This is a genomic window from Mycolicibacterium austroafricanum, assembly GCF_000612725.1.
Taxonomy (GTDB): domain Bacteria; phylum Actinomycetota; class Actinomycetes; order Mycobacteriales; family Mycobacteriaceae; genus Mycobacterium; species Mycobacterium austroafricanum.
Genome location: NZ_HG964459.1, coordinates 137,298 through 159,905, shown reverse-complemented (window position 1 = coordinate 159,905; position 22,608 = coordinate 137,298). Strand labels below are relative to the sequence as shown.

General features: G+C 70.0%; 22 protein-coding genes. 4 read left to right on the top strand and 18 right to left on the bottom strand.

The window, feature by feature from the left end; all coding sequences use genetic code 11:
* Positions 1-70: 70 nt before the first annotated feature.
* A complete protein-coding gene (locus BN976_RS28390; RefSeq protein WP_036376203.1) occupies positions 71-784 on the bottom strand; it encodes an ABC transporter substrate-binding protein in 714 nt (237 codons plus the stop codon).
* Positions 785-816: 32 nt separating this feature from the next.
* Between BN976_RS28390 and BN976_RS28385 the strand changes: the two genes are divergently transcribed.
* Positions 817-1,458, top strand: a complete 642-nt coding sequence (locus BN976_RS28385; RefSeq protein WP_036376201.1) for a hypothetical protein — start codon at positions 817-819, stop codon at positions 1,456-1,458.
* Here the strand turns inward: BN976_RS28385 and whiA are convergent.
* From whiA to BN976_RS28345, 8 genes are all read right to left on the bottom strand, one after another.
* Positions 1,455-2,432 carry a DNA-binding protein WhiA gene (whiA, locus tag BN976_RS28380; RefSeq protein WP_011779915.1) on the bottom strand — a complete coding sequence of 326 codons (978 nt, stop codon included), beginning with the start codon at positions 2,430-2,432 and terminating at the stop codon, positions 1,455-1,457. The two genes, BN976_RS28385 and whiA, sit on opposite strands and share 4 nt — an antisense overlap.
* Entirely contained in the window at positions 2,429-3,463 is a 1,035-nt protein-coding gene (yvcK, locus tag BN976_RS28375) for a uridine diphosphate-N-acetylglucosamine-binding protein YvcK (RefSeq protein WP_036376195.1), read from the bottom strand. Before yvcK ends, whiA begins: the two co-directional genes overlap by 4 nt.
* Positions 3,464-3,517: 54 nt before the next feature.
* Positions 3,518-4,396, bottom strand: a complete 879-nt coding sequence (rapZ, locus tag BN976_RS28370) for an RNase adapter RapZ (RefSeq protein WP_105389079.1) — start codon at positions 4,394-4,396, stop codon at positions 3,518-3,520.
* A gap of 77 nt (positions 4,397-4,473) precedes the next feature.
* A complete protein-coding gene (gene uvrC / locus BN976_RS28365) occupies positions 4,474-6,459 on the bottom strand; it encodes an excinuclease ABC subunit UvrC (protein WP_036376190.1) in 1,986 nt (661 codons plus the stop codon).
* A 35-nt stretch (positions 6,460-6,494) separates the two neighbouring features.
* Positions 6,495-6,959, bottom strand: coding sequence for a PH domain-containing protein (locus tag BN976_RS28360; protein ID WP_036376187.1), 465 nt, complete (start codon positions 6,957-6,959; stop codon positions 6,495-6,497).
* A complete protein-coding gene (gene ribH, locus BN976_RS28355; RefSeq protein ID WP_036376185.1) occupies positions 6,956-7,432 on the bottom strand; it encodes a 6,7-dimethyl-8-ribityllumazine synthase in 477 nt (158 codons plus the stop codon). Before ribH ends, BN976_RS28360 begins: the two co-directional genes overlap by 4 nt.
* Positions 7,429-8,700, bottom strand: a complete 1,272-nt coding sequence (locus BN976_RS28350) for a bifunctional 3,4-dihydroxy-2-butanone-4-phosphate synthase/GTP cyclohydrolase II (RefSeq protein WP_011779909.1) — start codon at positions 8,698-8,700, stop codon at positions 7,429-7,431. Before BN976_RS28350 ends, ribH begins: the two co-directional genes overlap by 4 nt.
* Positions 8,701-8,803: 103 nt before the next feature.
* Complete coding sequence (locus BN976_RS28345; RefSeq protein ID WP_036376318.1) at positions 8,804-9,421, bottom strand: riboflavin synthase; 618 nt, start codon at positions 9,419-9,421, stop codon at positions 8,804-8,806.
* 164 nt (positions 9,422-9,585) lie between these two features.
* On the opposite strand from BN976_RS28345, the gene BN976_RS28340 reads away from it, so the two are divergent.
* Both BN976_RS28340 and BN976_RS28335 read left to right on the top strand, forming a co-directional pair.
* Complete coding sequence (locus tag BN976_RS28340; protein WP_011779907.1) at positions 9,586-10,290, top strand: LppX_LprAFG lipoprotein; 705 nt, start codon at positions 9,586-9,588, stop codon at positions 10,288-10,290.
* The gene (locus BN976_RS28335; RefSeq protein ID WP_011779906.1) at positions 10,290-11,876 is read left to right on the top strand and encodes an MFS transporter; all 1,587 of its coding nucleotides are present in this window, start codon (positions 10,290-10,292) and stop codon (positions 11,874-11,876) included. The genes BN976_RS28340 and BN976_RS28335 overlap by 1 nt, the downstream gene beginning before the upstream one ends.
* Here the strand turns inward: BN976_RS28335 and BN976_RS34095 are convergent.
* The 9 genes from BN976_RS34095 to BN976_RS28295 all read right to left on the bottom strand — a co-directional run bounded on the left by BN976_RS34095 (position 11,843) and on the right by BN976_RS28295 (position 21,239).
* Positions 11,843-11,989: a hypothetical protein gene (locus BN976_RS34095; protein ID WP_165804725.1), complete on the bottom strand. Its 147-nt coding sequence runs from the start codon at positions 11,987-11,989 to the stop codon at positions 11,843-11,845. The genes BN976_RS28335 and BN976_RS34095 overlap by 34 nt on opposite strands.
* A gap of 138 nt (positions 11,990-12,127) precedes the next feature.
* Complete coding sequence (gene ribD / locus BN976_RS28330; protein ID WP_084182406.1) at positions 12,128-13,129, bottom strand: bifunctional diaminohydroxyphosphoribosylaminopyrimidine deaminase/5-amino-6-(5-phosphoribosylamino)uracil reductase RibD; 1,002 nt, start codon at positions 13,127-13,129, stop codon at positions 12,128-12,130.
* Complete coding sequence (gene rpe / locus BN976_RS28325) at positions 13,126-13,830, bottom strand: ribulose-phosphate 3-epimerase (RefSeq protein WP_051558591.1); 705 nt, start codon at positions 13,828-13,830, stop codon at positions 13,126-13,128. Before rpe ends, ribD begins: the two co-directional genes overlap by 4 nt.
* Before the next feature lie 20 nt (positions 13,831-13,850).
* Positions 13,851-15,242, bottom strand: a complete 1,392-nt coding sequence (locus tag BN976_RS28320; protein WP_036376182.1) for an RsmB/NOP family class I SAM-dependent RNA methyltransferase — start codon at positions 15,240-15,242, stop codon at positions 13,851-13,853.
* Complete coding sequence (gene fmt / locus BN976_RS28315) at positions 15,197-16,129, bottom strand: methionyl-tRNA formyltransferase (protein ID WP_011779902.1); 933 nt, start codon at positions 16,127-16,129, stop codon at positions 15,197-15,199. The genes BN976_RS28320 and fmt overlap by 46 nt, the downstream gene beginning before the upstream one ends.
* A gap of 19 nt (positions 16,130-16,148) precedes the next feature.
* On the bottom strand, positions 16,149-16,685 hold the full coding sequence (locus tag BN976_RS28310; RefSeq protein WP_036376179.1) for a LemA family protein: 537 nt from the start codon (positions 16,683-16,685) through the stop codon (positions 16,149-16,151).
* Positions 16,679-18,502, bottom strand: a complete 1,824-nt coding sequence (locus BN976_RS28305; protein ID WP_109489683.1) for a DUF2207 domain-containing protein — start codon at positions 18,500-18,502, stop codon at positions 16,679-16,681. Before BN976_RS28305 ends, BN976_RS28310 begins: the two co-directional genes overlap by 7 nt.
* Before the next feature lie 5 nt (positions 18,503-18,507).
* Positions 18,508-20,454, bottom strand: a complete 1,947-nt coding sequence (locus BN976_RS28300; protein WP_409366023.1) for a primosomal protein N' — start codon at positions 20,452-20,454, stop codon at positions 18,508-18,510.
* A 50-nt stretch (positions 20,455-20,504) separates the two neighbouring features.
* Positions 20,505-21,239: a lysoplasmalogenase gene (locus BN976_RS28295; RefSeq protein ID WP_011779898.1), complete on the bottom strand. Its 735-nt coding sequence runs from the start codon at positions 21,237-21,239 to the stop codon at positions 20,505-20,507.
* A gap of 100 nt (positions 21,240-21,339) precedes the next feature.
* Here BN976_RS28295 and BN976_RS28290 point away from each other — a divergent pair, with 100 nt between their 5' ends.
* Complete coding sequence (locus tag BN976_RS28290) at positions 21,340-22,602, top strand: hypothetical protein (protein ID WP_036376169.1); 1,263 nt, start codon at positions 21,340-21,342, stop codon at positions 22,600-22,602.
* The last annotated feature ends 6 nt before the right edge of the window (positions 22,603-22,608 follow it).

The window sequence follows — 22,608 nt, the reverse complement described above, 5'->3', positions numbered from 1 at the left end:
ATCGTCGGCAATGCTCGGCAGCCAGCCTAGTAGTAGCCCTTCCACCTGCGCACGGTCGCCCCTGCCGCCGCTAGAGCATTCCTGAACTCTGGTCGACGTACGGGTTACCGAGCCATTTGCGTCGGATGCGCTGCATCGTGCCGTCCTCCTCGAGCTCGGCCTGGGCGACCTGGAGGCGCGCGAGAAGCTGCTGGTCCGCCGGATTGACGGCGATCGCGATGTTCTCGGCAGACAGATTGCGCTGCACCACCTCCACGCCGGGCACGTCTTTCACCAGCTCGGCCAGCACCGGGGCGAGCTTCATCACGGCATCACAGCCGCCTGCGACGAGGTCGGCGATCGCGGTGCTGATCGCGCCGTAGTCGTAGACCCGCACGCGTGCGGCCTTGCCGTCGGCGACCAGCCGCCCGGCGATCGACTCACTGGTGTTTCCGCGCTGCACGCCGATCGTCAGACCGGCCAGGTCGTCGACGGAGTGCACGTGCGGCAGCCGCGTGGTGTCCACGGCAAGGCCCTGACCGGAGACCAGGTACGGCGGCAGGAACGCGGCATTGTGCTCCCGCGCGGGCGTGACGGTGGTCCCGGCGATGACGCAGTCGTAGTCGCCGGCGGCGAGCCGGTCGAAGATGCCGTCGAAGTCCGCGCCGTCGTAGGCGATGAACTCGGCGTTCTCCCCGAGCGCGTCCGCGAGCGCGGTCATCACGTCGATGTCGAGACCGGACTGGCCGGGCATGGCATTGAAGGGCGGATCCGGATACGCCACACCGACCCTCAGAACACCCATGAGGCCACGGTATAGAACGCGATACTCGGTGCATGACCGACTGGGTGATTCCGGCGATCACCGCCTCCGCGAGTCTTCTCGGCACGATGGTAGGCGGGTTCGCGGCGTACTGGACCTCGAAGAAGACGCATGAACAGCAGAGCATCCAGGAGGAAGAACGGCAGAAGTTCGACCTGCTGCGCGACGCCACGGTCCGGTTCGTCGCCGCGATGACCGAGATCTCGGTGGCCAGCGCCGGACTCAAGCAGATCTCCCCGGAATGGGTCGGGTTGACCAAGCGGCTGGCGAACGCCGAAGACCACGCACAGCTGGTCGAAATGGCCCGGGAGATCGACCCGTCCATCCCGGAGAACCTGAACCGCCTCGCCGTCCTGTTCCGGGTCGTGCGCGTCACCGGACTGCTCGAGGACGACATCAAGCGCGCCATCACGCTGCTCACCGAACTTCGCCTGGTCGCGCCGAGCGACATCGCCGACAGCGCTCAGCGGGTGATCTACAGCGCGTTCGCGCAGGAGATCACCTCGGCGCTGTCATCGGAGAAGCTCAGCGCGGCCACCGACGTGTTCAACGCGTCGATCAACGACTTCGTCAACCGGGTCCGGCATTACATGCACGTCGAAGACCACGACTTCCAAGTCTTGGACCGGAGGGCGCTCGACACACTGCTGGACTAGGCGTCCTCGAGCAGGTCCGGCGTGACGGCGGACTCGGTGTCGGGGATCCCGTCCTGCTTCGCCTTCCGGTCGGCCATCGACAGCAGCCGCCGAATACGGCCCGCCACAGCGTCTTTGGTCATCGGCGGGTCGGCCAACCGACCGAGCTCCTCCAGTGAGGCCTGGCGGTGCGCGACACGCAGGTTGCCCGCGGCGGCCAGATGGTCGGGCACCGTGTCGCCCAGAATCTGCAGCGCGCGCTCCACCCGGGCGGCCGCGGCCACCGCGGCGCGCGCCGACCGGCGCAGGTTGGCGTCGTCGAAGTTGGCGAGCCGGTTCGCGGTGGCCCGCACCTCGCGGCGCATGCGCCGCTCCTCCCATGTGAGCCGGGTGTCCTGGGCGCCCATCCGGGTGAGCAACGCGCCGATGGCCTCCCCGTCGCGGACCACGACGCGGTCGCTGCCGCGCACCTCGCGGGCCTTGGCGCTCACCCCGAGTCGCCGGGCCGCGCCGACCAGCGCCAGCGCCGCCTCAGGCCCGGGGCAGCTGACCTCCAGCGCCGACGAGCGGCCCGGCTCGGTCAACGAACCGTGGGCCAAAAACGCTCCGCGCCAAGCAGCTTCGGCGTCGCCCACGCTGCCGCCGACCACCTGGGCCGGCAGTCCGCGCACGGGCCGGCCGCGCAGGTCGAGAAGTCCGGTCTGACGGGCCAGCGCCTCCCCGTCCTTGGCCACGCGCACCACGTACCGCGTGCTCTTGCGGATGCCGCTGGCCGAGAGCACGTGCACCACCGCGTTGTAGCCGTAGAGGTCGTAGATGTCCTTGCGGAGCCGGCGCGCGATGATGCCCAGATCGACCTCGGCCTCGACCACCACACGGCCGGACACGATGTGCAGCCCGCCGGCGAACCGCAGCAGCGAGGCCACCTCGGCACGGCGCGCACTTACCGAGTTGACCACCAACCTGCTGAGTTCATCCTTGACCTCGGCTGTCATCGCCACGGGTCGTCACCTCTCGGTCCGTTCGCTGTCGGGGTGGGCACGGTCGGCTGCTGGACGCCCTGGTTCATGCCGTTGGGCGAAATGCCGCGCTTGCGAACCCCCTCCAGCGCCGCGGCCAGCCTCGCCGGGTCATGTAAAGGTGTACCAGGTCTGGATACGTCAGCAAACTCAACGTCGGCGTCGAGGATGGTGGCGGTGCGGCGCAGTTGCTCGCGCTCGCGCTCGCTCGGCACCCTGGCCGAATCGACGATGATGTCGTGCACGGTGAACCCGGGCGCGTGCTGTGCCAGGACGTGGATGTGACGCTCCACCGAGAAGCCTGCCGTCTCCCCCGGCTCAGCGACCAGGTTCAGCACCAGCGCGCGCCGCGCGGTGGTGGCCTGCAGCGCGGCGGCCAACTGCGGCACCAGCACGTGCGGGATGACGCTGGTGAACCACGAACCCGGGCCGAGGACGACGAGGTCGGCGTTCATGATCGCGTCGACGGCCTGGTGGGTGGCGGGTGGGTCGCTCGGCAGCAGCCGCACCCTGCGCACCTTGCCCACGGTGGTGGCGATCGCCACCTGGCCCCGGATCGCGCGGCTGACGCGCGGATCGGATTCCAGCCCCACCACGTCGGCCTCGATACCGAGGCCTACGGGGCACATCGGCAGCACCCGCCCCTTGACGCCCAGGATCCGTCCCAGCTCGTCGAGGGCGGCCACCGGGTCGGCCAGCACCTCGTTGAGGCCGGCGATGATCAGGTTCCCGATCGGGTGGCCGGCCAGCGCGCCGCTGCCGCCGAACCGGTGCTGGATGATGGTGGCCCACAGACGACCGTGCGGGCTGTCGGAAGCCAACGCCGCCAACGCCATTCGAAGATCACCGGGCGGCACCACGTCGAGTTCGCTGCGCAGTCGTCCCGACGAGCCGCCGTCGTCGGCGACGGTGACGACCGCGGTGACGTGCGGGGTGAGCCGGCGCGCCGCCGACAGCGTGGCGTAGAGGCCGTGCCCACCGCCGAGCGCGACGATGCGGGGGCTCATCGGTCCTCCTCGCGTGCGGAGAAGCTCATTTGTCCTCCTCGCGTGCGGAGAAGCTCATTCGCGCCCCAGATCCCGGTGCAGCACGCGCACCGTCAGGTCGGAGTCCTGCAGGCGTTCGGCGAGCGCCTCGGCCATCGCGACACTGCGGTGTTTTCCTCCGGTGCATCCGATGGCGACGGTCATATAGCGCTTCCCCTCACGGCGGTATCCGTCGATCACCACGTCCAAGAGCTGATGGTAGGAGTCCAGGAATTCGAGGGCACCGGGCTGGCCGAGCACGTAGTCGCGGACCTCGTGGTGCTGGCCGGTGTTCGGTCGCAGCCTGTCCACCCAGTGGGGGTTGGGCAGGAACCGCACGTCCATCACGGTGTCGGCGTCCATCGGCAGCCCGTACTTGTATCCGAACGACTCGACCGTGACGTTGGTGTGGGCGACCGTCTCACCCGCGAAGGCCCGCTCGATGCTGTCCCTCAGGGCGTGCACGGACAGCGACGAGGTGTCGATCACCAGGTCGGCCGACGCCCGCACCGGGGCCAGCATGGTGCGCTCGGCGGCGATGCCCTCGGCAAGAGTCTGGTTGCCCTGCAAGGGATGGCTGCGCCGGTTCTGTTCGTAGCGTCGCACCAGGATGTCGTCGGAAGCCTCCAGGAACAGCACCCGCGGCACGATGTTGCGGGTGGCCAGTTCCCTGCGCACCCAGTCCAGATCGCCGGTGAAGCCCCGCGAGCGTACGTCCATCACCACCGCCAGCTGGGTGATCCGCGAGCCCGCGGCCAGACCGAGGTCCACCATCTGTGCGATCAGCTCCGGCGGCAGGTTGTCGGCCACATACCAGCCGAGGTCTTCGAGCACCTTGGCCGCGGTGCCCCGCCCCGCGCCGGACAGACCCGTGACCAGGACGACGTCGATTCCGTTGTCCGCGCCACCGTCCATGGCAGCTGCTTCGAGGCCCCCCTCGCCACCGGCGGTGCCGGCTCCCCCACGCAGTTCCTGATGCATGCCCTGCTCTGTCATCCCGATATCCTGCTCTGATCATTGCCGATATCCGTGGGCGCCGCTCCGGAATCGGCTCCCAGCGCTTCCAGGACGGCCCGCGCGGTCGCCGCGCCGATGCCGGGCACCGCGGTGATCTCGTCGACACTGGCCTGCTTGAGTCGGGCCAGTGACCCGAAATGCGTGACAAGGGCCTTGCGGCGGTGCTCGCCCAGTCCGCGCACCGAGTCCAGCGCGGAGGCCGTCATCCGCTTGGACCGCTTGCTGCGGTGGTAGGAGATGGCGAACCGGTGCGCCTCGTCGCGGACCCGCTGCAGCAGATACAGGCCGTCACTGTTACGCGGGAAAATCACCGGGTCGGGCGCCGTGCCGTCCAGGTTCGGCACCCAGACCTCCTCCAGCCGCTTGGCCAGACCGATCACCGCCACGTCGGAGATGCCGAGTTCGTCCAGCACCGCTGCTGCAGCATTGACCTGCGGTGCGCCGCCGTCGACGACGAACAGGTTGGGCGGGTACGCGAACCTGGCCGGACGAGCGCTCGGAGGCCCTTCCGGTTCCGGGGTTTCCTTCAGGTGGCGGTGGAACCGCCGCCGGGTCACCTCGGCGATCGAGGCGACGTCGTCGGACCGACCGTCGCCCGCCGCCTCCCTGATCGCGAAGTGCCGGTAGTCGGACTTGCGCGGCAGGCCGTCCTCGAACACCACCAACGAGGCGACCACATCGGTGCCCTGCACGTGGCTGATGTCGACGCACTCGATACGCAGCGGGGCGTCCGCCAAACCGAGCGCTTCCTGAATGCTCTGCAGCGCCGCACTTCTGGCGGTGAAGTCACCGGCCCGCTTGAGCTTGTGCTGGGTGAGCGCCTGTTCGGCGTTGCGCTTGACCGTCTCGGCGAGCGTCCGCTTGTCCCCGCGCTGGGGCACCCGCAGCGACACCCGCGAGCCTCTCAGCTGCGACAGCCAGGTCTCCAGCTCCTCCGCCGTGTCGGGCAGGACCGGGACGAGCACCTGTCTGGGCACCGGGTTCGTCGCCTCGTCGGCTGCGCCGCCGAGTTCGGCCTGGTCGCCGTAGAACTGGGTGAGGAACTGCTCGACCAGGTACGCGGGGGTGGATTCGCCTGGCTCGCCGGACTTTTCGATGACCCAGCCGCGCTGGCCGCGGACCCGGCCACCGCGCACGTGGAACACCTGGACCGCCGCTTCGAGCTCGTCGTCGGCGAACGCGACGACGTCGGCGTCGGTGCCGTCACCGAGAACCACGGTCTGCTTCTCCATGGCGCGGCGCATCGCCCCGATGTTGTCGCGCAGCCGGGCGGCCCGCTCGAAGTCCAACTCCTCGGCGGCGGCGTTCATCTGTTGTTCCATCTCGCGGATCAGCCGATCGGTCTTACCCGCGAGGAAGTCGCAGAAGTCGAGCACGATCCGCCGGTGCTCCTCGGCACTGACCCGGCCGACGCAGGGCGCCGCGCATTTGTCGATGTAGCCGAGCAGGCAGGGACGGTCAATCTGGCTGTGCCGCTTGAAGACCCCGTTCGAGCAGGTGCGTGCCGGGAACACCCGGGTCAACAGATCGAGTGTCTCCCGGATCGCCCACGCGTGCGAATAAGGGCCGAAGTAGCGCACCCCTTTGCGGCGCGGACCACGGTAGACCTTCAGCCGCGGGTATTCCTCGTTGAGGGTCACCGCGAGGACAGGATAGGACTTGTCGTCGCGGTAGCGGATGTTGAACCGGGGGTCGAATTCCTTGATCCAGTTGTATTCGAGCTGCAGCGCCTCGACCTCGGTGCTGACGACCGTCCACTCGACACTGGCAGCGGTCGTCACCATCTGCCGGGTCCTCGGGGCCAGACCCGAGAGATCGGCGAAATACGAGTTGAGCCGGCTACGCAGGCTCTTGGCCTTGCCGACGTAGATCACCCGGCCGTGCGGGTCGCGGAATCGGTAGACGCCCGGTTCGACGGGAATCGACCCGGGGGCGGGTCGGTATGTCGATGGATCGGGCACGGCTCCCAGGTTACTGCCGGGCCCCGACGGCCCCGTCAAGGACGAGGTGAGGTGGCGTCCGCCTGGTAGCGCCGCAGCAGGGCCCGAACGCGGTCCATCGCCTCGACCGCGCGGCGCTTGTCGACGGCCTGGATCGCCATCACGGGGACGTACTCGTCGTCGGGCAGATCCAGCCGGGCCCAGCGCGCGCCCTTGTGGAACGACACGTCGATCACCTGATCCCACGGAAACAGCCGATATCCGAACAGGTTTCGCACCGCCACGCCCGACGGCCCGACCCGCAGCCGGGGCCGCGCGAACAACGAGACGAAACACGCGATGACCACACCGACCATCGCGATCGCGACCTGGTCCCAGGTACGGAAGACCACACCGGAAGAACCCACCTTGAGCAACGCGCCGACGATGACGTGCGCGGCCACGATCAGCGCTGCCGCGCCGTAGGCGAAGTACGGCGTCAGGTGCGGCCTGACCTCGATGTCCCAGTCGCTCCCGCTCATGACGTCAGCTGGCGCAGAGTCAGCGCCGTCGACAGCGCGGCGGCCGCCGCCTGGGCGCCCTTGTCCTCGGCGGAGTCCGGCAGCCCGGCCCGGTCCAGCGCCTGGTGTTCGGTGTTGGTGGTGAGCACACCGTTGGCGACGGGCGTGGAGGCGTCCAGCGACACCCGGGTCAGGCCCTGCGTCACGGCGTCACACACGTAATCGAAATGCGGTGTCTCGCCGCGGATCACCACGCCGAGCGCCACCACGGCGTCGTGAGTGCGCGCGAGCGCCTGTGCGACCACCGGGATCTCGATCGCGCCGAGCACCCGGACCACGGTCGGATCGTCGATACCGGCCCCGGCGGCCACCTTGCGGGCACCGTCGAGCAAGGCGTCGCAGATGGTCTCGTGCCAGGTGCTGGCGACGATGGCCAGCTTCAGGTCCTTGGCATCGAGTGCGGGCAGTTCGGGGACACCGGCCGCAGGGCTCATACCGCGCCACCGAGCTCGCCGGGGACCGCTTCGTCGAAGTCCTCAAGGCCGACCAGGTCATGGCCCATGCGGTCGCGCTTGGTCATCAGGTACCGGATGTTCTCCGCGTTGGCCCGCACCGGAAGCGGCACGCGCTCGATGATGTGCAGGCCGTAACCGTCCAGGCCCACGCGTTTGGCCGGGTTGTTGGTCAGCAGTCGCATCGACCGCACACCGAGGTCGACGAGGATCTGGGCTCCGGTGCCGTAATCGCGGGCATCGGCGGGCAGACCGAGCTTGAGGTTGGCATCGACGGTGTCGTCGCCGGCGTCCTGCAGTTGGTAGGCCTGCAGCTTGTGCATCAGGCCGATGCCACGGCCCTCGTGCCCGCGCATGTAGAGCACCACGCCCCGGCCTTCGCGGGCCACCATGGCCAGCGCGGCGTCCAGCTGGGGCCCGCAGTCGCAGCGCCGGGAACCGAAGACGTCGCCGGTGAGGCATTCGGAGTGCACGCGCACGAGCACGTCGTGTCCGTCGCTGTGCGGCCCGGAGATCTCTCCCTTGACCAACGCGACGTGTTCGACGTCCTCGTAGATGCTGGTGTAGCCGACGGCCCGGAACTCGCCGTGGCGGGTCGGGATGCGGGCCTCGGCGACGCGTGCGATGTGCTTCTCGTGCTTGCGGCGCCATTCGATCAGGTCGGCGATGGAGATCAACGCGAGGTCGTGTTCGTCGGCGAAGATCCGCAGCTCGTCGGTCTGCGCCATCGCGCCTTCGTCCTTCTGGCTGACGATCTCGCAGATCGCGCCGGCGGGCTGCAGCCCCGCCAGCCGGGCCAGGTCGACGGCGGCCTCGGTGTGGCCGGGCCTGCGCAGCACGCCACCGTCCTTGGCGCGCAGCGGCACCACGTGGCCGGGTTTGGTGAAGTCGTCGGCGACCGCGTCCGGATCGGCGAGCAGCCGCATCGTGGTCGCCCGGTCCATGGCCGAAATGCCGGTTCCCACACCCTTTTTCGCATCGACGGTGACGGTGTAGGCGGTGCCGTGCTTGTCCTGGTTGACCGCGTACATCGGCAGCAGCCCGAGCCGGTCGCAGATGTCGCCGGCCAGCGGCACGCACAGGTAACCGGAGGTGTAACGCACCATGAACGCCACGAGCTCGGGGGTGGCCTTCTCGGCGGCGAAGATCAGGTCGCCTTCGTTCTCACGGTCTTCGTCGTCGATGACGACCACGGCCTTGCCTGCGGCGATGTCGGCCACCGCGCGCTCGACCGAATCCAGCCTCGTCATCCTCACCACCCTTGCCGGTTCCGGCACCCCGGAACCTCGTGTCAATACCCTTCAGTATGAACCACGGGTCGGGGCGCAATATTGCCGCCGGTCCGATGCGCGGTCAGTCGGTACCGCCGGTGGGGGCGTCTTTCTTCTCCAGGAGCCGTTCGACGTACTTCGCGATGACGTCGACTTCGAGGTTGACGTGCGCACCGACTTCGGCGTGGCCCAGCGTCGTCAGCCCGAGCGTGGTGGGAATCAGCGACACCTCGAACCAGTCGTGACCGAGGCCTGACACGGTCAGCGACACGCCGTCCACGGTGATGGAGCCCTTCTGGACGACGTAGCGCGCCAGTGCCGCGGGCAACGCGATGCGCACCACCGTCCAGTGTTCCGACGGCGTCCGCGAGATGACATGGCCTGTTCCGTCGACGTGGCCCTGGACGATGTGACCGCCGAGCCTGCTGCTGACCGCCGCGGCGCGTTCCAGGTTGACCTTGGCGCCCACGTCGACGCCGCGCAGACTCGACCGGTTGAGCGTCTCGTCCATCACATCGGCGCTGAACGAGCCGTCGGCGAGCACGTCGACGACGGTCAGACACACCCCGTTGACCGCGATCGAGTCGCCGTGACCGGCGTCCGAGGTCACGACGGGCCCGCGGATGACCAGCCGGACGGAGTCACCGAGGTCCTCCTTGCCGACGACCTCACCCAGTTCTTCGACGATTCCGGTGAACACGCCGCCCAGCCTAGGCGTCTTCGCGCCCTCGAACGTGCGGCGGGTGTGCGGCGCCCACGTGACCCACAGAGACGCGGTGAAAGTCCCGATCAGGGGCCATCTTTGCGCTTCCGCCCCGGCACCGGGCCGCGCGTCCACACGTCCGCACCCTCTACGATGCAGGCATGCAGACCCGCCTGTTGGCGATCTTCGCCGCCCTCTTCGCCGTCGTCGCCCTCGTCGCAGGGTGCTCCGGATCGTCCTCGAAGGATTCCGGTAAGGAACTCCCCGACGCCGCGACCCTGCTGCAGCGGTCGAGCGAGACCACCAAGGCGCAGACCAGCGCGCATCTGAACCTGAGCGTTCAGGGCCAGATCCCGGACCTGCCCGTCGAGTCACTCGAGGGCGACCTCACGCAGTCCCCCGCAGTGGCCGCCAAGGGCACCGCGAACATCATCTTCCTCGGACAGCGGCTCAACGACGTCGCGTTCGTGGTCTCCGACGGCGATCTCTACGCCGCGATCACCGCGGGTGGCGCCCTGTCGAACTTCGGACCCGCCTCCGACGTCTATGACGTCGCCGCGATCCTGAACCCCGACGTGGGTCTGGCCAACGTGCTGGCCAACTTCTCCAATCCCACCGCCGACGGCCGCGAAGAGGTCAAGGGCGCGCAGACCGTCCGCGTCACCGGTGAGGTCAGCGCCGACGCGGTCAACAAGATCGCGCCGCAGATCGCCGCCACCGGCCCCGTCCCGGGCACCGCATGGATCACCGAGGACGGTGACCACGAGCTCATGCAGGCCCGCCTGGAGCCCAGCCCCGGTAACAGCGTGACGATGACGCTGTCGCAGTGGGGCGAGCCGGTGACCGTCGACAAACCCGCTGTGTGATGCACCGGACGCCGATTACGGCCAAGCCGGCGCCCCACGCAGGTCGGGGGGCGATCAACCGGCGCATCGCGATCAGCGCGGGCAGCCTGGCGGTGGTGCTCGGCGCGCTCGACACCTACGTCGTCGTCACGATCATGGTCGACATCATGCGCGACGTCGGCATCGGCGTGAACGAGATCCAGCGCGTCACCCCGATCATCACCGGCTACCTGCTCGGCTACATCGCGGCGATGCCGTTGCTCGGCCGCGCCTCGGACCGCTTCGGCCGCAAGATTCTGATCCAGGTCAGCCTGGCCGGTTTCGCTGCGGGATCGGTCATCACCGCGATGTCGACGGACCTGGTGGTGCTCGTCGTCGGCCGGGTGATCCAGGGCACTGCCAGCGGCGCCCTGCTGCCGGTCACCCTCGCGCTGGCGGCCGACCTGTGGGCCGCCCGTAACCGGGCCGCGGTGCTCGGCGGGGTCGGCGCGGCGCAGGAACTCGGCAGCGTCCTCGGCCCCGTCTACGGCATCTCGCTGGTGTGGCTGTTCGGCCACTGGCAGTCGGTGTTCTGGGTCAACGTGCCGTTGGCCGTGATCGCGATGGTGATGATCCACTTCAGCCTGCCCGGCCGCTCACCGACCGAGGACCCGCAGAAGGTCGACGTGGTCGGCGGCCTGCTGCTGGCAGTCGCCCTCGGCCTGGCGGTGATCGGGCTCTACAACCCCAAACCCGACGGCAAGACGGTGCTGCCCAGCTGGGGCCTGCCCGTTCTGATCGCGGCGGCAGTCGCGGCCGTGGCTTTCTTCGGGTGGGAGAAGTTCGCCAGGACCAGGCTGCTGGAGCCGCGCGGTGTGCACTTCCGGCCCTTCCTGGCCGCGCTGGGGGCCTCGTTGACTGCGGGTGCGGCGCTGATGGTGACCCTGGTCAACGTCGAACTGTTCGGGCAGGGCGTGTTGGGTCAGGACCAGAACGAGGCGGCGTTCCTGCTGCTGCGTTTCCTGATCGCACTTCCGGTCGGTGCCCTGCTGGGTGGCTGGCTGGCCACCCGGGTCGGGGACCGCCTCGTGACGTTCGCCGGGCTGCTCATCGCCGCCGGCGGCTTCCTGCTGATCTCCAAGTGGCCCGTCGACCTGCTGGCCGCCCGGCACGACCTCGGCTTCGTCAGCCTGCCGGTGCTGGACACCGACCTCGCGATCGCCGGCCTGGGCCTCGGCCTGGTCATCGGCCCGCTGACCTCGGCCACCCTGCGCGTGGTTCCGGCCGCCCAGCACGGTATCGCCTCGGCCGCGGTGGTGGTCGCCCGCATGATCGGGATGCTGATCGGCATCGCGGCGCTCTCCGCGTGGGGCCTGTACCGCTTCAACCAGCACCTCGCCAGCCTGCCGGCCAGCACCGCAGGAGGCTCCCTCGCGGAACGACTGGCCGCCGAGGCCAACCGGGTGCGTGAGGCCTACGTGCTGCAGTACGGCGAGATCTTCACCATCACGGCGGTCGTCTGCCTGGTGGGCGCGCTGCTGGGACTACTGATCGCGGCCAAGGACGACCACGCCGAAGAGCCCTCGGACGAGGCTCAGCAGCGCTCGAGTCCGGGCCCCATCAGCTGAGGCTCCTGACCCTCGCCGGCCGGGCTGGACGTCAGTTCCCGCCACACGTCACGAATCGCGCCCATGACGTTTCGGGGATCGACGGGACTGAGCCAGTGCTGCAGTGCAGTCATGCTCGTTTCCTTTGCTCGTGCTCACCATGCGCAACTCATCGGTGAAAGCGCGAATTCCCTGCCGATTTTACCGGCAGCCGGGGCCGGATCTGCGGCCCAGCGCGCCGGGCCGCGGTGTGAGACCGCGCACTCACACCTCTAAACGGGAGTGAGGCTGAGCAACACGTCGGGCCCTACGGCGGTCATCCCGTCGAAACGCCAGCGCTGGGCCTGCGCGATGCTGAGCACACCGACGTCGTCGACGGCGGTGATCGGACCGCCGAGCAGGATCGGGGCGACGTAGGCCAGGATCCGGTCGATCACCCCGGCGCGCAGGAACGCCCCGGCCAACGTGGGGCCGCCCTCGACGAATACGTCCGTGCGATCCGCCAGCGCCTTGATGACCTCGTGCGGGTTGTGGGTGCGGATCACCATGGTTCGCGAATCGTCGTTGAGAACCGTTGCATCAGGCGAGATTTCACGTTTCCCGACCACCACCCGCAGGGGCTGGTGGTCGGCGAGACTGCCGTCGGGCAGCCTGGCCGTCAACGCGGGGTCGTCGACGAACACGGTGCCGGTGCCCACGATGATCGCGTCGGCCGTCGCGCGCCTGCGATGCACGTCGGCGCGCGCCGCCTCGCTGGTGATCCATTGACTCGAACCGTCGGCCGCGGCGCTGCGCCCGTCTACGCTCGTCGCGAATTTCCATGTCACGTGCGGCATCCCGGTGCGCTGCTTGTGCAGCCATTCCCGCAGCGGCCCTCCGGTGACGTCGGCGGCGAGCACGCCCGCGCTCACCCGCACCCCGGATTCGGCCAGCCGGGCCGCTCCGCCGGCGGCCACCGGGTCGGGGTCGGCGACCGCGAACGCGACCTCGGCGATGCCGGCATCGAGGAGGGCATCGACGCAGGGCGGGGTGCGGCCGAAATGATTGCACGGCTCCAGCGTCACCACCGCGGTGCCGCCGACCGCCCTCTCCCCCGCCCGCCGCAGCGCCACCACCTCCGCGTGCGGTCCACCCGGCGGCGCCGTCGCACCGACGCCGGCGATCTCACCATCGCGATCCAGGATGACCGCTCCCACGGGGGGATTCGGATACGTCCGGCCCTTGACCCGCTCGGACTGCTCGATGGCCGCGGCCATCGCGGCGTCGAGGTTCACAGCGTCAGGTGTTTGGACGCCGACGCGGCCTGCTTGCGCAGCGAGTGCACCGCCGCCGCGGGGTCCTGCGCGCTGTAGACCGCAGAACCCGCGACGAAGCAGTCGACGCCGGCCTCGGCGGCCGCCTCGATGGTGTCGGCGTTGATGCCGCCGTCGATCTCGATCACGATGGTCAGCTCGCCCGCGTCGACCAACCGCCGCGCGATGCCGACCTTGGGCAGCACCTCGGCGATGAACTTCTGCCCGCCGAAGCCCGGTTCCACCGACATCACCAGCAGGGTGTCGAACTCGCGCAGGATCTCCAGGTACGGCTCCAGCGGCGTGCCGGGCTTGACCGACAGACCCGCCTTGGCGCCGGCGGCACGGATGTCGCGGGCCACCGCGACGGGGTTGTCGGTCGCCTCGGCGTGGATGGTCACGTTGTAGGCGCCCGCCTCGGCATAGGGCGGCGCCCACCGCTCGGGGTTCTCGATCATCAGGTGGCAGTCCATCGGGATGTCGGTGGCCTTGAGCAGCGATTCCACCACCGGCAGACCGAGCGTCAGGTTCGGCACGAAGTGGTTGTCCATCACGTCGACGTGCAGCCAGTCCGCACCTTCCACGGCGGCGGTCTCCTCGGCCAGCCGGGCGAAATCGGCGGCCAGGATCGACGGGGCGATGAGCGGCGACTTCTTGGCTTCTCGGGCGAGCGGTCCAGACATGGGCAACACCTTATCGGTGCTCAGTTCACCCGAAGTGCGGCGGCGAACATCGCGTCGGTGCCGTGCCGGTGCGGCCACAGCTGCACAGACGTCCCGTCTCCGGTGTCGGTGGCGGGCTCGAACAGCTCACGGGTGTCCAACGCCGTCACCGGATGCCTGCGCAGCGCGTCGGCGACCACACCGGCGGTCTCGGCCAGATGCGGCGAGCAGGTCGCGTACAGCACGACGCCGCCCGGTCTGGTCAGCCGGATCGCCGAGGCCAGCAGCTCGCGCTGCAGCTTGGCCAGTGGGGGCACGTCGCCGGGCTGACGGCGCCAGCGCGCCTCGGGTCGGCGGCGCAGGGCACCGAGCCCGGTGCAGGGGGCGTCGACGAGGACCCGGTCGAATCCGGGCGCCAGCCCCGGTTCGCGGCCGTCGACGCGCACGACCTCGACGGGAAGGCCCGCGGTGTTCTGCTCGACCAGGTCGGCGCGCCGGGGCGCGGGCTCCACCGCGGTCACCGTCACCCCCTCGGGCGCGCCGAGCGCGGCCAGCAGCGCGGTCTTGCCACCCGGCCCGGCGCACAGATCCAACCACCGCCCACCGTCGGGGCCGACCAGCGGCGCCAGCGTGAGCGCGCGGGCCACCAGTTGGCTGCCCTCGTCCTGGACCAGCGCTGTGCCCTCGCGGACGGCCGCCAGCTGGCCGGGGTCGCCCTCGCCCAGATAAACGGCGTAGGGCGAGTACCTGCCGACCCCGCCACCCACCTGTTCGGCGAGCTCGGCAGCCGTCAGCGCCCCCGGCCGCGCGACCAGATGAACCTCGGGGCGGGAGTCGTCACTGGCGAGCAGCGCACCGAGCTCACCTGCGCGGGCGCCCAGCGCGTCGGCGAAGGCCTGCGCCACCCACCGCGGGTGGGCGTGCACAAACGCCAGATGCCCGATCGGATCACCGGTAGCCGAGGGCGCGAGTTCCTCGACCCAGGACGCCTCGTCGCGGCGCGCGATGGTGCGCAGCACTCCGTTGACGAATCCTGCTCGGGAGGAATCGAATTCGATGCCGGCCTGGTCGACGGTGGTCGACACCGCGGCGTGGTCGTCGACGCGGGTGCGTAGCAGCTGGTAGCTGCCCAGCCGCAACAGGTCCAGCAGCACCGGATCGATTTTGTCCACCGGGCGGCCGGCGGCGGCGGCGATGACCGCGTCGAGCAGACCGCGCGTGCGGCAGGTGCCATAGGTCAGTTCGGTGGCGAAAGCCGCGTCGCGCCCGGTGATTCCGCGGTCCCGCAGCAACGCGGGCAGTGCCAGGTTGGCGTAGGCGTCCCGCTCGGACACCGCCCGCAGCACGTCGAAAGCCGCCTGGCGGGCGGGGTCGAGACGTTTGCGCTTCACCGGGCCCACCCGTTCTCGTCCAGTCGGGCGCCCCTGGCCCAGTCCGCTGCGTTCATCGGTTTCTTTCCGGGCGGCTGCACGGTGCCCAATAGCACCGCATCCGAACCCGTGCCGACGTGAATGTGCTTTTTGTCCACCCGGATCTCGCCTGGCTCAAGACCTTTGGGTCCGTCGCCGGCGACCGTGACGGGACCGACCTTGATCCGCTGGTCACCGATCATCGTCCAGGCACCCGGATTGGGGGTGACGGAGCGGACGCGCCGGTCGACGACGTGTGCGGGCAGCTCCCAGCGGATCCGGGCGTCGTCGACGGTGACCTTGGGCGCGACGCTCACCCCTTCGGGCGGTTGCGGCACCGCGGTGAGGGTGCCGTCCTCGATGCCGTCCATGGTCGCTTCCAACAGGCCGGCGCCCGACACCGAAAGCCGCTCCAGGAGATCGCCGGCGGTGTCGGTGGGCCGGATCGTCTCGGTCACCACACCGTAGACCGGTCCGGAGTCCAGGCTGCGCTCGATCTGGAACGTCGTCGCCCCGGTCACCTCGTCGCCGGCGGCGAGCGCGGCCTGTACGGGCGCTGCGCCCCGCCACGCCGGCAGCACCGAGAAGTGCAGGTTCACCCAGCCGTGGGCGGGCACCGCGAGCAGAGCGTCCCCCAGCAGCGCGCCGTAGGCGACCACCGCGCAGCAGTCCGGGGACAGTGCGCTCAGTTCGGCGACGAACTCCCCGGAATTCGGGCGGGCGGGCTTGAGCACCGGGATGCCGTGCGCGGCCGCCAGCTGCGCCACCGGCGAGGGCGACGGGCGGCCGCGACGTCCGGCGACCGCGTCCGGGCGGGTCATCACGGCGATCACCTCGTGGCGGTCAGAGTCGATCAACCGTTGCAGTGAGGGCAGGGCGGGCTCCGGGGTGCCGGCGAAGACGAGACGCACCGCGTCAGTCTAGGGACGCTCATCTGGGCGTCTGGTAGTACTCCTTCTCGGCCACCCCTGTCAGCGGCGCGACGAACATCCACGGAATCGTGGTGAGCTGCCGGTTGAGGGTGGCCACGGCGTCGTTGTAGTACTGCCGCGCGAAGGCCAGCTTGTCCTCGGTGTCGGCGAGGTTGCGCTGCAGATCCAGGAAGTTGTTCGACGAGTTCAGCTGCGGGTAGTTCTGGCCCAGCGCCAGCAGCGGCACCAGCGCGGAGTCGAGTTGCTTCTCGGCGGCGCTGCGCTCGGCGATCGACTTGCCGCCGGTGGCCGACGTCAGCGCCGCCCTGGCATCGGTCACGCGGTCGAGGATGCCCTTCTCGTGCGTGGCGAAGGTCTGCACGGTGTGCACCAGACTGGGGATCAGCGAGGCACGCCGGGTCAGTTCGACGTCGATACCCGACAGCGCCTCGGCGACGCGGACGTCAGCCGAGCGGATCCTGTTGTATCCGACCACGAAACCGATCAGCACCAGCACCGCCAGAACCAGAGCCACGATCAGCAGGAATCTCACCACGATCCACCACCTCCTCCGCCGCCGCCACCGCCGCCGCCACCGCTGCTGGAGCTGCCACCGCCCGATGAGGACGAGGATGACGACTGAGAAGCGGTGTAGGCGCCGATCGAGGACGACAGCGCCGATTCGAAACTGTCGAAGTCGGCGCCGCCTCCGCCGCTGATCCCCCGGCTCGTCGATGACGAGGTCGACGTGCCGTACCAGTCCGGTTGCGGCGCAACGGCACCCGTATAGGCCTCGTACTTCTTCGCCCACAGCGCTGCGACCCCGGCCGCGACGGCGAACGGGATGTAGGCGGTGTAGAGATCTTTGCGCGCCGAGAAGTCGAAGCGGGTCTCGGCGGAGTCGGTGGCCAGCATGCGGTGGAAACCGCCCGCCCGGGACCACAATTCACGCCCCGCCGCGGTGCGCCGGGTGCCGACGCCGTCCCGCCACGAGCCCGCCGAGAACAGGAAGAACGCCGCGAACGGCAGCGCCCACATCGTGGCGGGGAATCCCCAGCGGAAGAACCCACAGATCATCAGGACGAACGCGGCCACGTTCGCCGCGCGTAGCCACAATTCCTTCTTGCGCGGCACGAGCAACCCGGACTCGACGGCCCACTTCTCGACCGCCTTGGCCATGTCGGCCTTCGCCTTGTTCAGCTTCTCCCCCGACTTGACCGTCTTCTTGGCGTCGAACTCGGAGCCGGGGTTCAGCACCTTCAGCCTGGAGGCGACCGCGATGCTGACCGGGTCCACGTCGGCCCATTTCCCGGGTTCGGCGATGCCCTTGATCTCCCAGTGCTCGTCGCTGACCTGGCGCAGCGCGACCAGGTTCCGCTCGGCGAGGTAGAACAGCGTGGCCGTCAGACCGTGCTTGGACACGGACTCGGTGCGGATGTACTCGGCCTGCACCGGCCCCAAGCCGGGTGGCGGGGCGTACTGCAGCGGGAATCCGGGCGATCGCTCCAGGACCGAGCGGAACCACAGCAGCGCGAGGATGCCGAACGCCACGGTGAGCCCCACCATCCAGGCCACGCCGTCAACCGACCGGCCCAGCACCCGGTCCCAGGTGTGGGGCCACAGCACTTCGGCCCTCGGCGGCGTCGGCACGTCGACCCCGGCGCGGAGCGTCACCGGGGTCCGCGGCGGCAACGATTCCGCGGTCAACTGGACACGGTTGCCGTCGACGGTCAGTTCGTCACATTCGCGGCCCACCCCGAAGCCGACCGAGCACTGCGCGGTACCGATGTCGCCGGGCAGCGTGACGGTGATGTCGGCACGGTCGATGCGGTTGTTCCAGGCGGGGGCGATGACGTTCCAGTAGAAAACCGACGGTGATGAGTCTGGGCCGCCGGTGGATCCGGCGAACTGCCGGTCCGCACCGGTGCCTCCCGGGTCCAGGACGCCGGGGATGGTGTAGCGGATCTCGAAGACGTGCGTGCCGTCGCTCAGGTAGCGGTCGGGGTCGCCGATCTTGGCCACCCGGAACCGTCCGGCGTCCTCCCACAGCATCTGGTAGGGCACCGGCCGGCCGTCCAGCAGCACCGAGGTGACCTCGGGTTTCTGCCGCACATACGGGCTGTTCGGGTTGGCCACGTCCCAGTACCGGAAGATGCCGTGCCGGGCGGTGGTGTAGAACTCGGTGGTCAGTGTCTCCACCGCGGTCATGTCGCCGGCGTCGTCGACGACCATGTCGACGTCGTAGTCGGCGATCACCACGGGGTCGTCGATCTCCGAGGCGCTCGACCCGCCGTGGAACACCACGGGCCACAGCACCCCGAAGGCGATCAGGATCAGCGGGATCAGCGCTTTGACCAGGCGTCCCACCGACATGGGCATCACCCTATGTGCAACGGGTCGATCTGGACGCGAACCGGCTCCTGGTCGTGGCGCGCGCTCTGCACGGCGGTGGCCCGTCGCAGGGCGGCAGCGAGCGCCAGCCCGTCGTCTCTGGGCACCCGGACCAGCATCCTGTTGACCGGCATGTCGGTGTCCAGCCCCGCGGGTCGGCGGGCTCCCAGCGGCAGGTCGACCGGTCCCAGCACGTCGGCTGTCTGCGGCAGCGCTGCGGCGCCGAGCAGCGCGTTCACCGCCTGCGACGGCCCGTCCACGGCCGCCATGTGCACGGCGGGCGGCAGTCCGACCTCGCCGCGCGAAGCCAACTCCGACTCGGCGTGCCCCACCGGGTCCCACCGGATCAGCGCCTGAACAGTGGGGATCGAGGAGTCCGCGACGACCGCGACCACCCCTCCGTCGGCGCGGCTGCGGACCAGCGCGGCTGCCGCCATCCAGCGGCGCAGGGCGTCCTCGGCGGCCCGCAGATCCTGACGTCCCAACAGCGCCCAGGTGTCGAGCAGCAGCGCGGCCCCGTATCCACCGTCGGCCCGGGGTTCGACGCCGGGTGTCGCGACGACGACAGCGGCCCGCTGCGGCACCGTCGCAACGGCGTCGTCGCCGCCGGAAGTGACGACGGGCGTCCCGGGGAACGCACGGCCCAGTTCCTCGGCAGTGCGGCGGGCGCCCACGACGACAGCGCGCACCGCATCGGATCCGCACCGGGTGCAGCGCAGCGCCGGTTCCTCACGCCCACACCATCGGCACAGCGCACCGGGGGCGTCCCGGCCGGGCAGCGACAGCGGCCCCGTGCAGTGCCTGCACCTGGCGACGCTGCGGCAGCGGGCACAGGCCAATGCGGGCACGTAACCCCGGCGCGGCACCTGCACCAGGACGGGGGCGTCACCGGCGAGTGCCTTGCGCGCCGCGTCCAGGGCCACTGTCGGGAGCCGCGCGGTGCGGGCGGCGGGGTCGCGCTCCTGGGCGTACGCGCTGTCCTCCAACGCGATCACCCTGGGCGAGTGCGCACGGACGGTCTGCCTGGTCGCGGTCAGGTCGTGGGCCCAGCCGCTGTGCACCAACGCGTGTGCTTCAGCGGTGCGCGCATAGCCGCCGATCATCGCCGCGCAGCGCACCTGGTGTGCGCGCAGCATCGCGACCTCCCTGGCGTGCGGGTAGGGTGCGCGCGGTTCGGACAGCGAATCGTCGCCGTCGTCCCACAGCATCACCAGCCCCAGATCGGCGACCGGCGCGAAAACCGCACTGCGCGTACCGATCACGAATCGCGCATCGCCCCGCAGCACTGCCAGCCAGCGCCGGTACCGCTCGGCCGGACCCAGGCCCGCCGACAGCGCCACCACCCTGTCGGCGTCCACGTGCTCGACCGCGGCCGCGTGGAGCGTGTCGATGTCGCGCTGATCGGGGACCACGGCGAGCACCCCGCGCCCGGAATGGACGGTCACCGCACCCGCCTCGGCCAGTCGCTGCGGCCAGGACTCGCCGGGCAGGGCCTGCCACACCGCCCGCGCGGCCCGGCCGTCGCCCAGCGCGGCGATGAACTGCGGTCCGCCGCTGTAGGCCTGCCATGCGGGGGTCTCGACGGTTGCGGGCGTCAGCGGCGCAAGCGGTTCGCGGATCTTCTTCTCGGCGTTGGCGTGCCGGGGCGGCACCGCCAGCCGAAGCACGTCGGGGCGGGTGCCCGCGTACCGGGCGGCCACCGCGTCCACCAGTCGCCGCACGTCATGGGTCAGCACACACTCGGCGGACACCACCTTCTCCAGCCAGCCGAGCTTGCCGACATGGTCGGTGTCCGAACGTCTTTCGAGGATGAAAGCGTCGACGAGGCGGCCGTGGAACCTGACCCGCACCCGCACCCCGGGCTGGGCGTCGTCGGACTGCTCGGCCGACACCAGGTAGTCGAACTCGCGGTCGAGGTGTGGCACCGTGAGCATCGGCAGCACACGCGCCACGGGCTCGTGCTCGGCGGCCTGCCGGGTGATGGTCACACCGCAGGTGTAGCAGACGGGACGGACGCCCGGCCGAACAGCAGCCCCGCGGTGATCAGCAGCAGCGACGTGGCGTAGGCCCACCAGATCGGCACCGCCAGCGCCTCTGATCCGAGCACGAACCTGCTGATGCCGATCATCGCGTCCGACACCGCGAAACACACCGCGCCCAGGGCGGTCCACGGGGTGGGCAGGTCTGCCAGCAGCGCCGTACACACCATGGCGCCCAACACCGCGATGTAGACGGTGACCGGCAGCGCCATCCCCTGCTCGAGCAGTCGCGGCCAGAACCAGACCAGCAAGGCCGCACAGGCCGCCACCACGGCGCCTGCCGCGGCCAGCCGGGGCGGTGACGACACCGCGAGCGGCAGCAGCGCCGCCAGGAAGCACAGGTGCGCGACCAGGAACGCGGCCAGCCCCAGCACGAACGACGGCTCCCACCACGGCATGGCGAGCAGGTAGTCCCCGGCCGCGGAGAACAGCAGCGCACCGACCAGCCATCGGCGCTCCCGGCCGATGCGGTGGGTCAGCGCGGCTCCCGCCAGCAGCACCGCGGCCAACGCCTTGACCGCCGGCTGCAACACGAACTGCCCGGTGAGCTCCGCCCCCGCCGGCAGCCGGGTCGCGGTGATGATCAGGAACACCCCGTAACCGGCCGCCACCACCGCGGCGGCCGTCCACAACGCCCGCCCTCGGAGCCTCGGCGCATCGCGTCGGTCGACTGTCGTCATGCGCCAGAAACTACAGAACGGCTCCGGCCGTCATCAGCAAGAACCCCGGAATCCGGGTCGCACCGGCGTAACGAGGTGTTCTGATAGGTTCGGCAGGCAAATGCCCCTTTCTCTACGCCGCAGGCGGCTGGGCACAGTTCGAGTGGCCGCGCTGGACGTCCAACACAGCCACCGGCGCTCGGCGGTGGTACTCGGCCCGGTCGAAGTGCCGCCGCTCGATACGCTCCGAGCGCGTTTCGCGGCGATGTCAGCCGTGGGCCCGGAGACCCGCATCGGTCTGCGCCCCGCCACGACGAGCACCTGTTGGCACTACGCACCTGATGGTCCCGGACAAGCCGTCACGGCGTCGACCATGCTTGTCCCCGGCGCGAATCCTGTTGCGCTGCTGGCCGAATTACGACAGTTGCCCGACGGTGGCATCAGAGTCCTCGCAAGCGACCACTACCTGGCCATCGACTTCAGCCACGGGCTCGGCGAGATCCCGCTGCTGGACATGCTGGTGGCTGTGCTGTTCGGCTGCGCCGATGCCGCCGACACCGGTCTGTGGGCTCCCTACCGGCACTCGGTCTCGCCTCTGCTCGCCGCCGCGGTGCGCACCGTTGCACTGGGACCACAACGACTGCTGCCGCTGTGGCGGCAGCACCGACGCAACAACACCGGCCCGGTCGAGCCCACCGCGGTGCGCAGCGCCGACATCCACCCGTCTCCCGCGACGCGGGTCGCGCGCATTCCCACCCACACCGTGACCGAGCTACGGCGGCAACGTGATTCGGCTCTGCCCGGGGTGAGCATGTTCGCGCTCTTCACTTGCGCGCTGCACGAGGCATTTTCGGGTGTCGGATTCGACGTCGACCCGACCGTCACGCTGCCGTTCGATGTTCGCCGCTACCTGCCGGACGGGTGGGACACCCTCGCGTCGTTCTCCGCCGGACTGGATTTCACCGTCGACCGCCACGCCGGTCCGCGCGGACTCCACGACGCGATGACGGCGGCCGTCGGGATGGGCCGGCCGGTAGCCAATCTCGCGGTCAGCTCGGTGAAGGCCAGGGCGGCGATGCGGAAGGATCGCCGCACCGAGTGGACGGTCTCCACGCAACCACAGCTGCGGCTACTGCACTCGAGCATCGGCACGGTGCCGCGCGCGGGGTGGTCGTTCAGCGACCCGGAGGAGGCCCGGATCCTCGTCGCCAGCGATCCGGTCGGCCCGTGCGGCGTGACGGTCACGACGGCGACGGTGACGGGGGCATTGTGGATGACGGCCGAGTTCCACGACTCGGTGTTCGATGCTGAACGTGTGGCTGCGGCGCTGAATTCGGTGCCGACGCGGGCACAGTCCTTTCTGCGCAGCACATCCCCCACCTGACTCGCG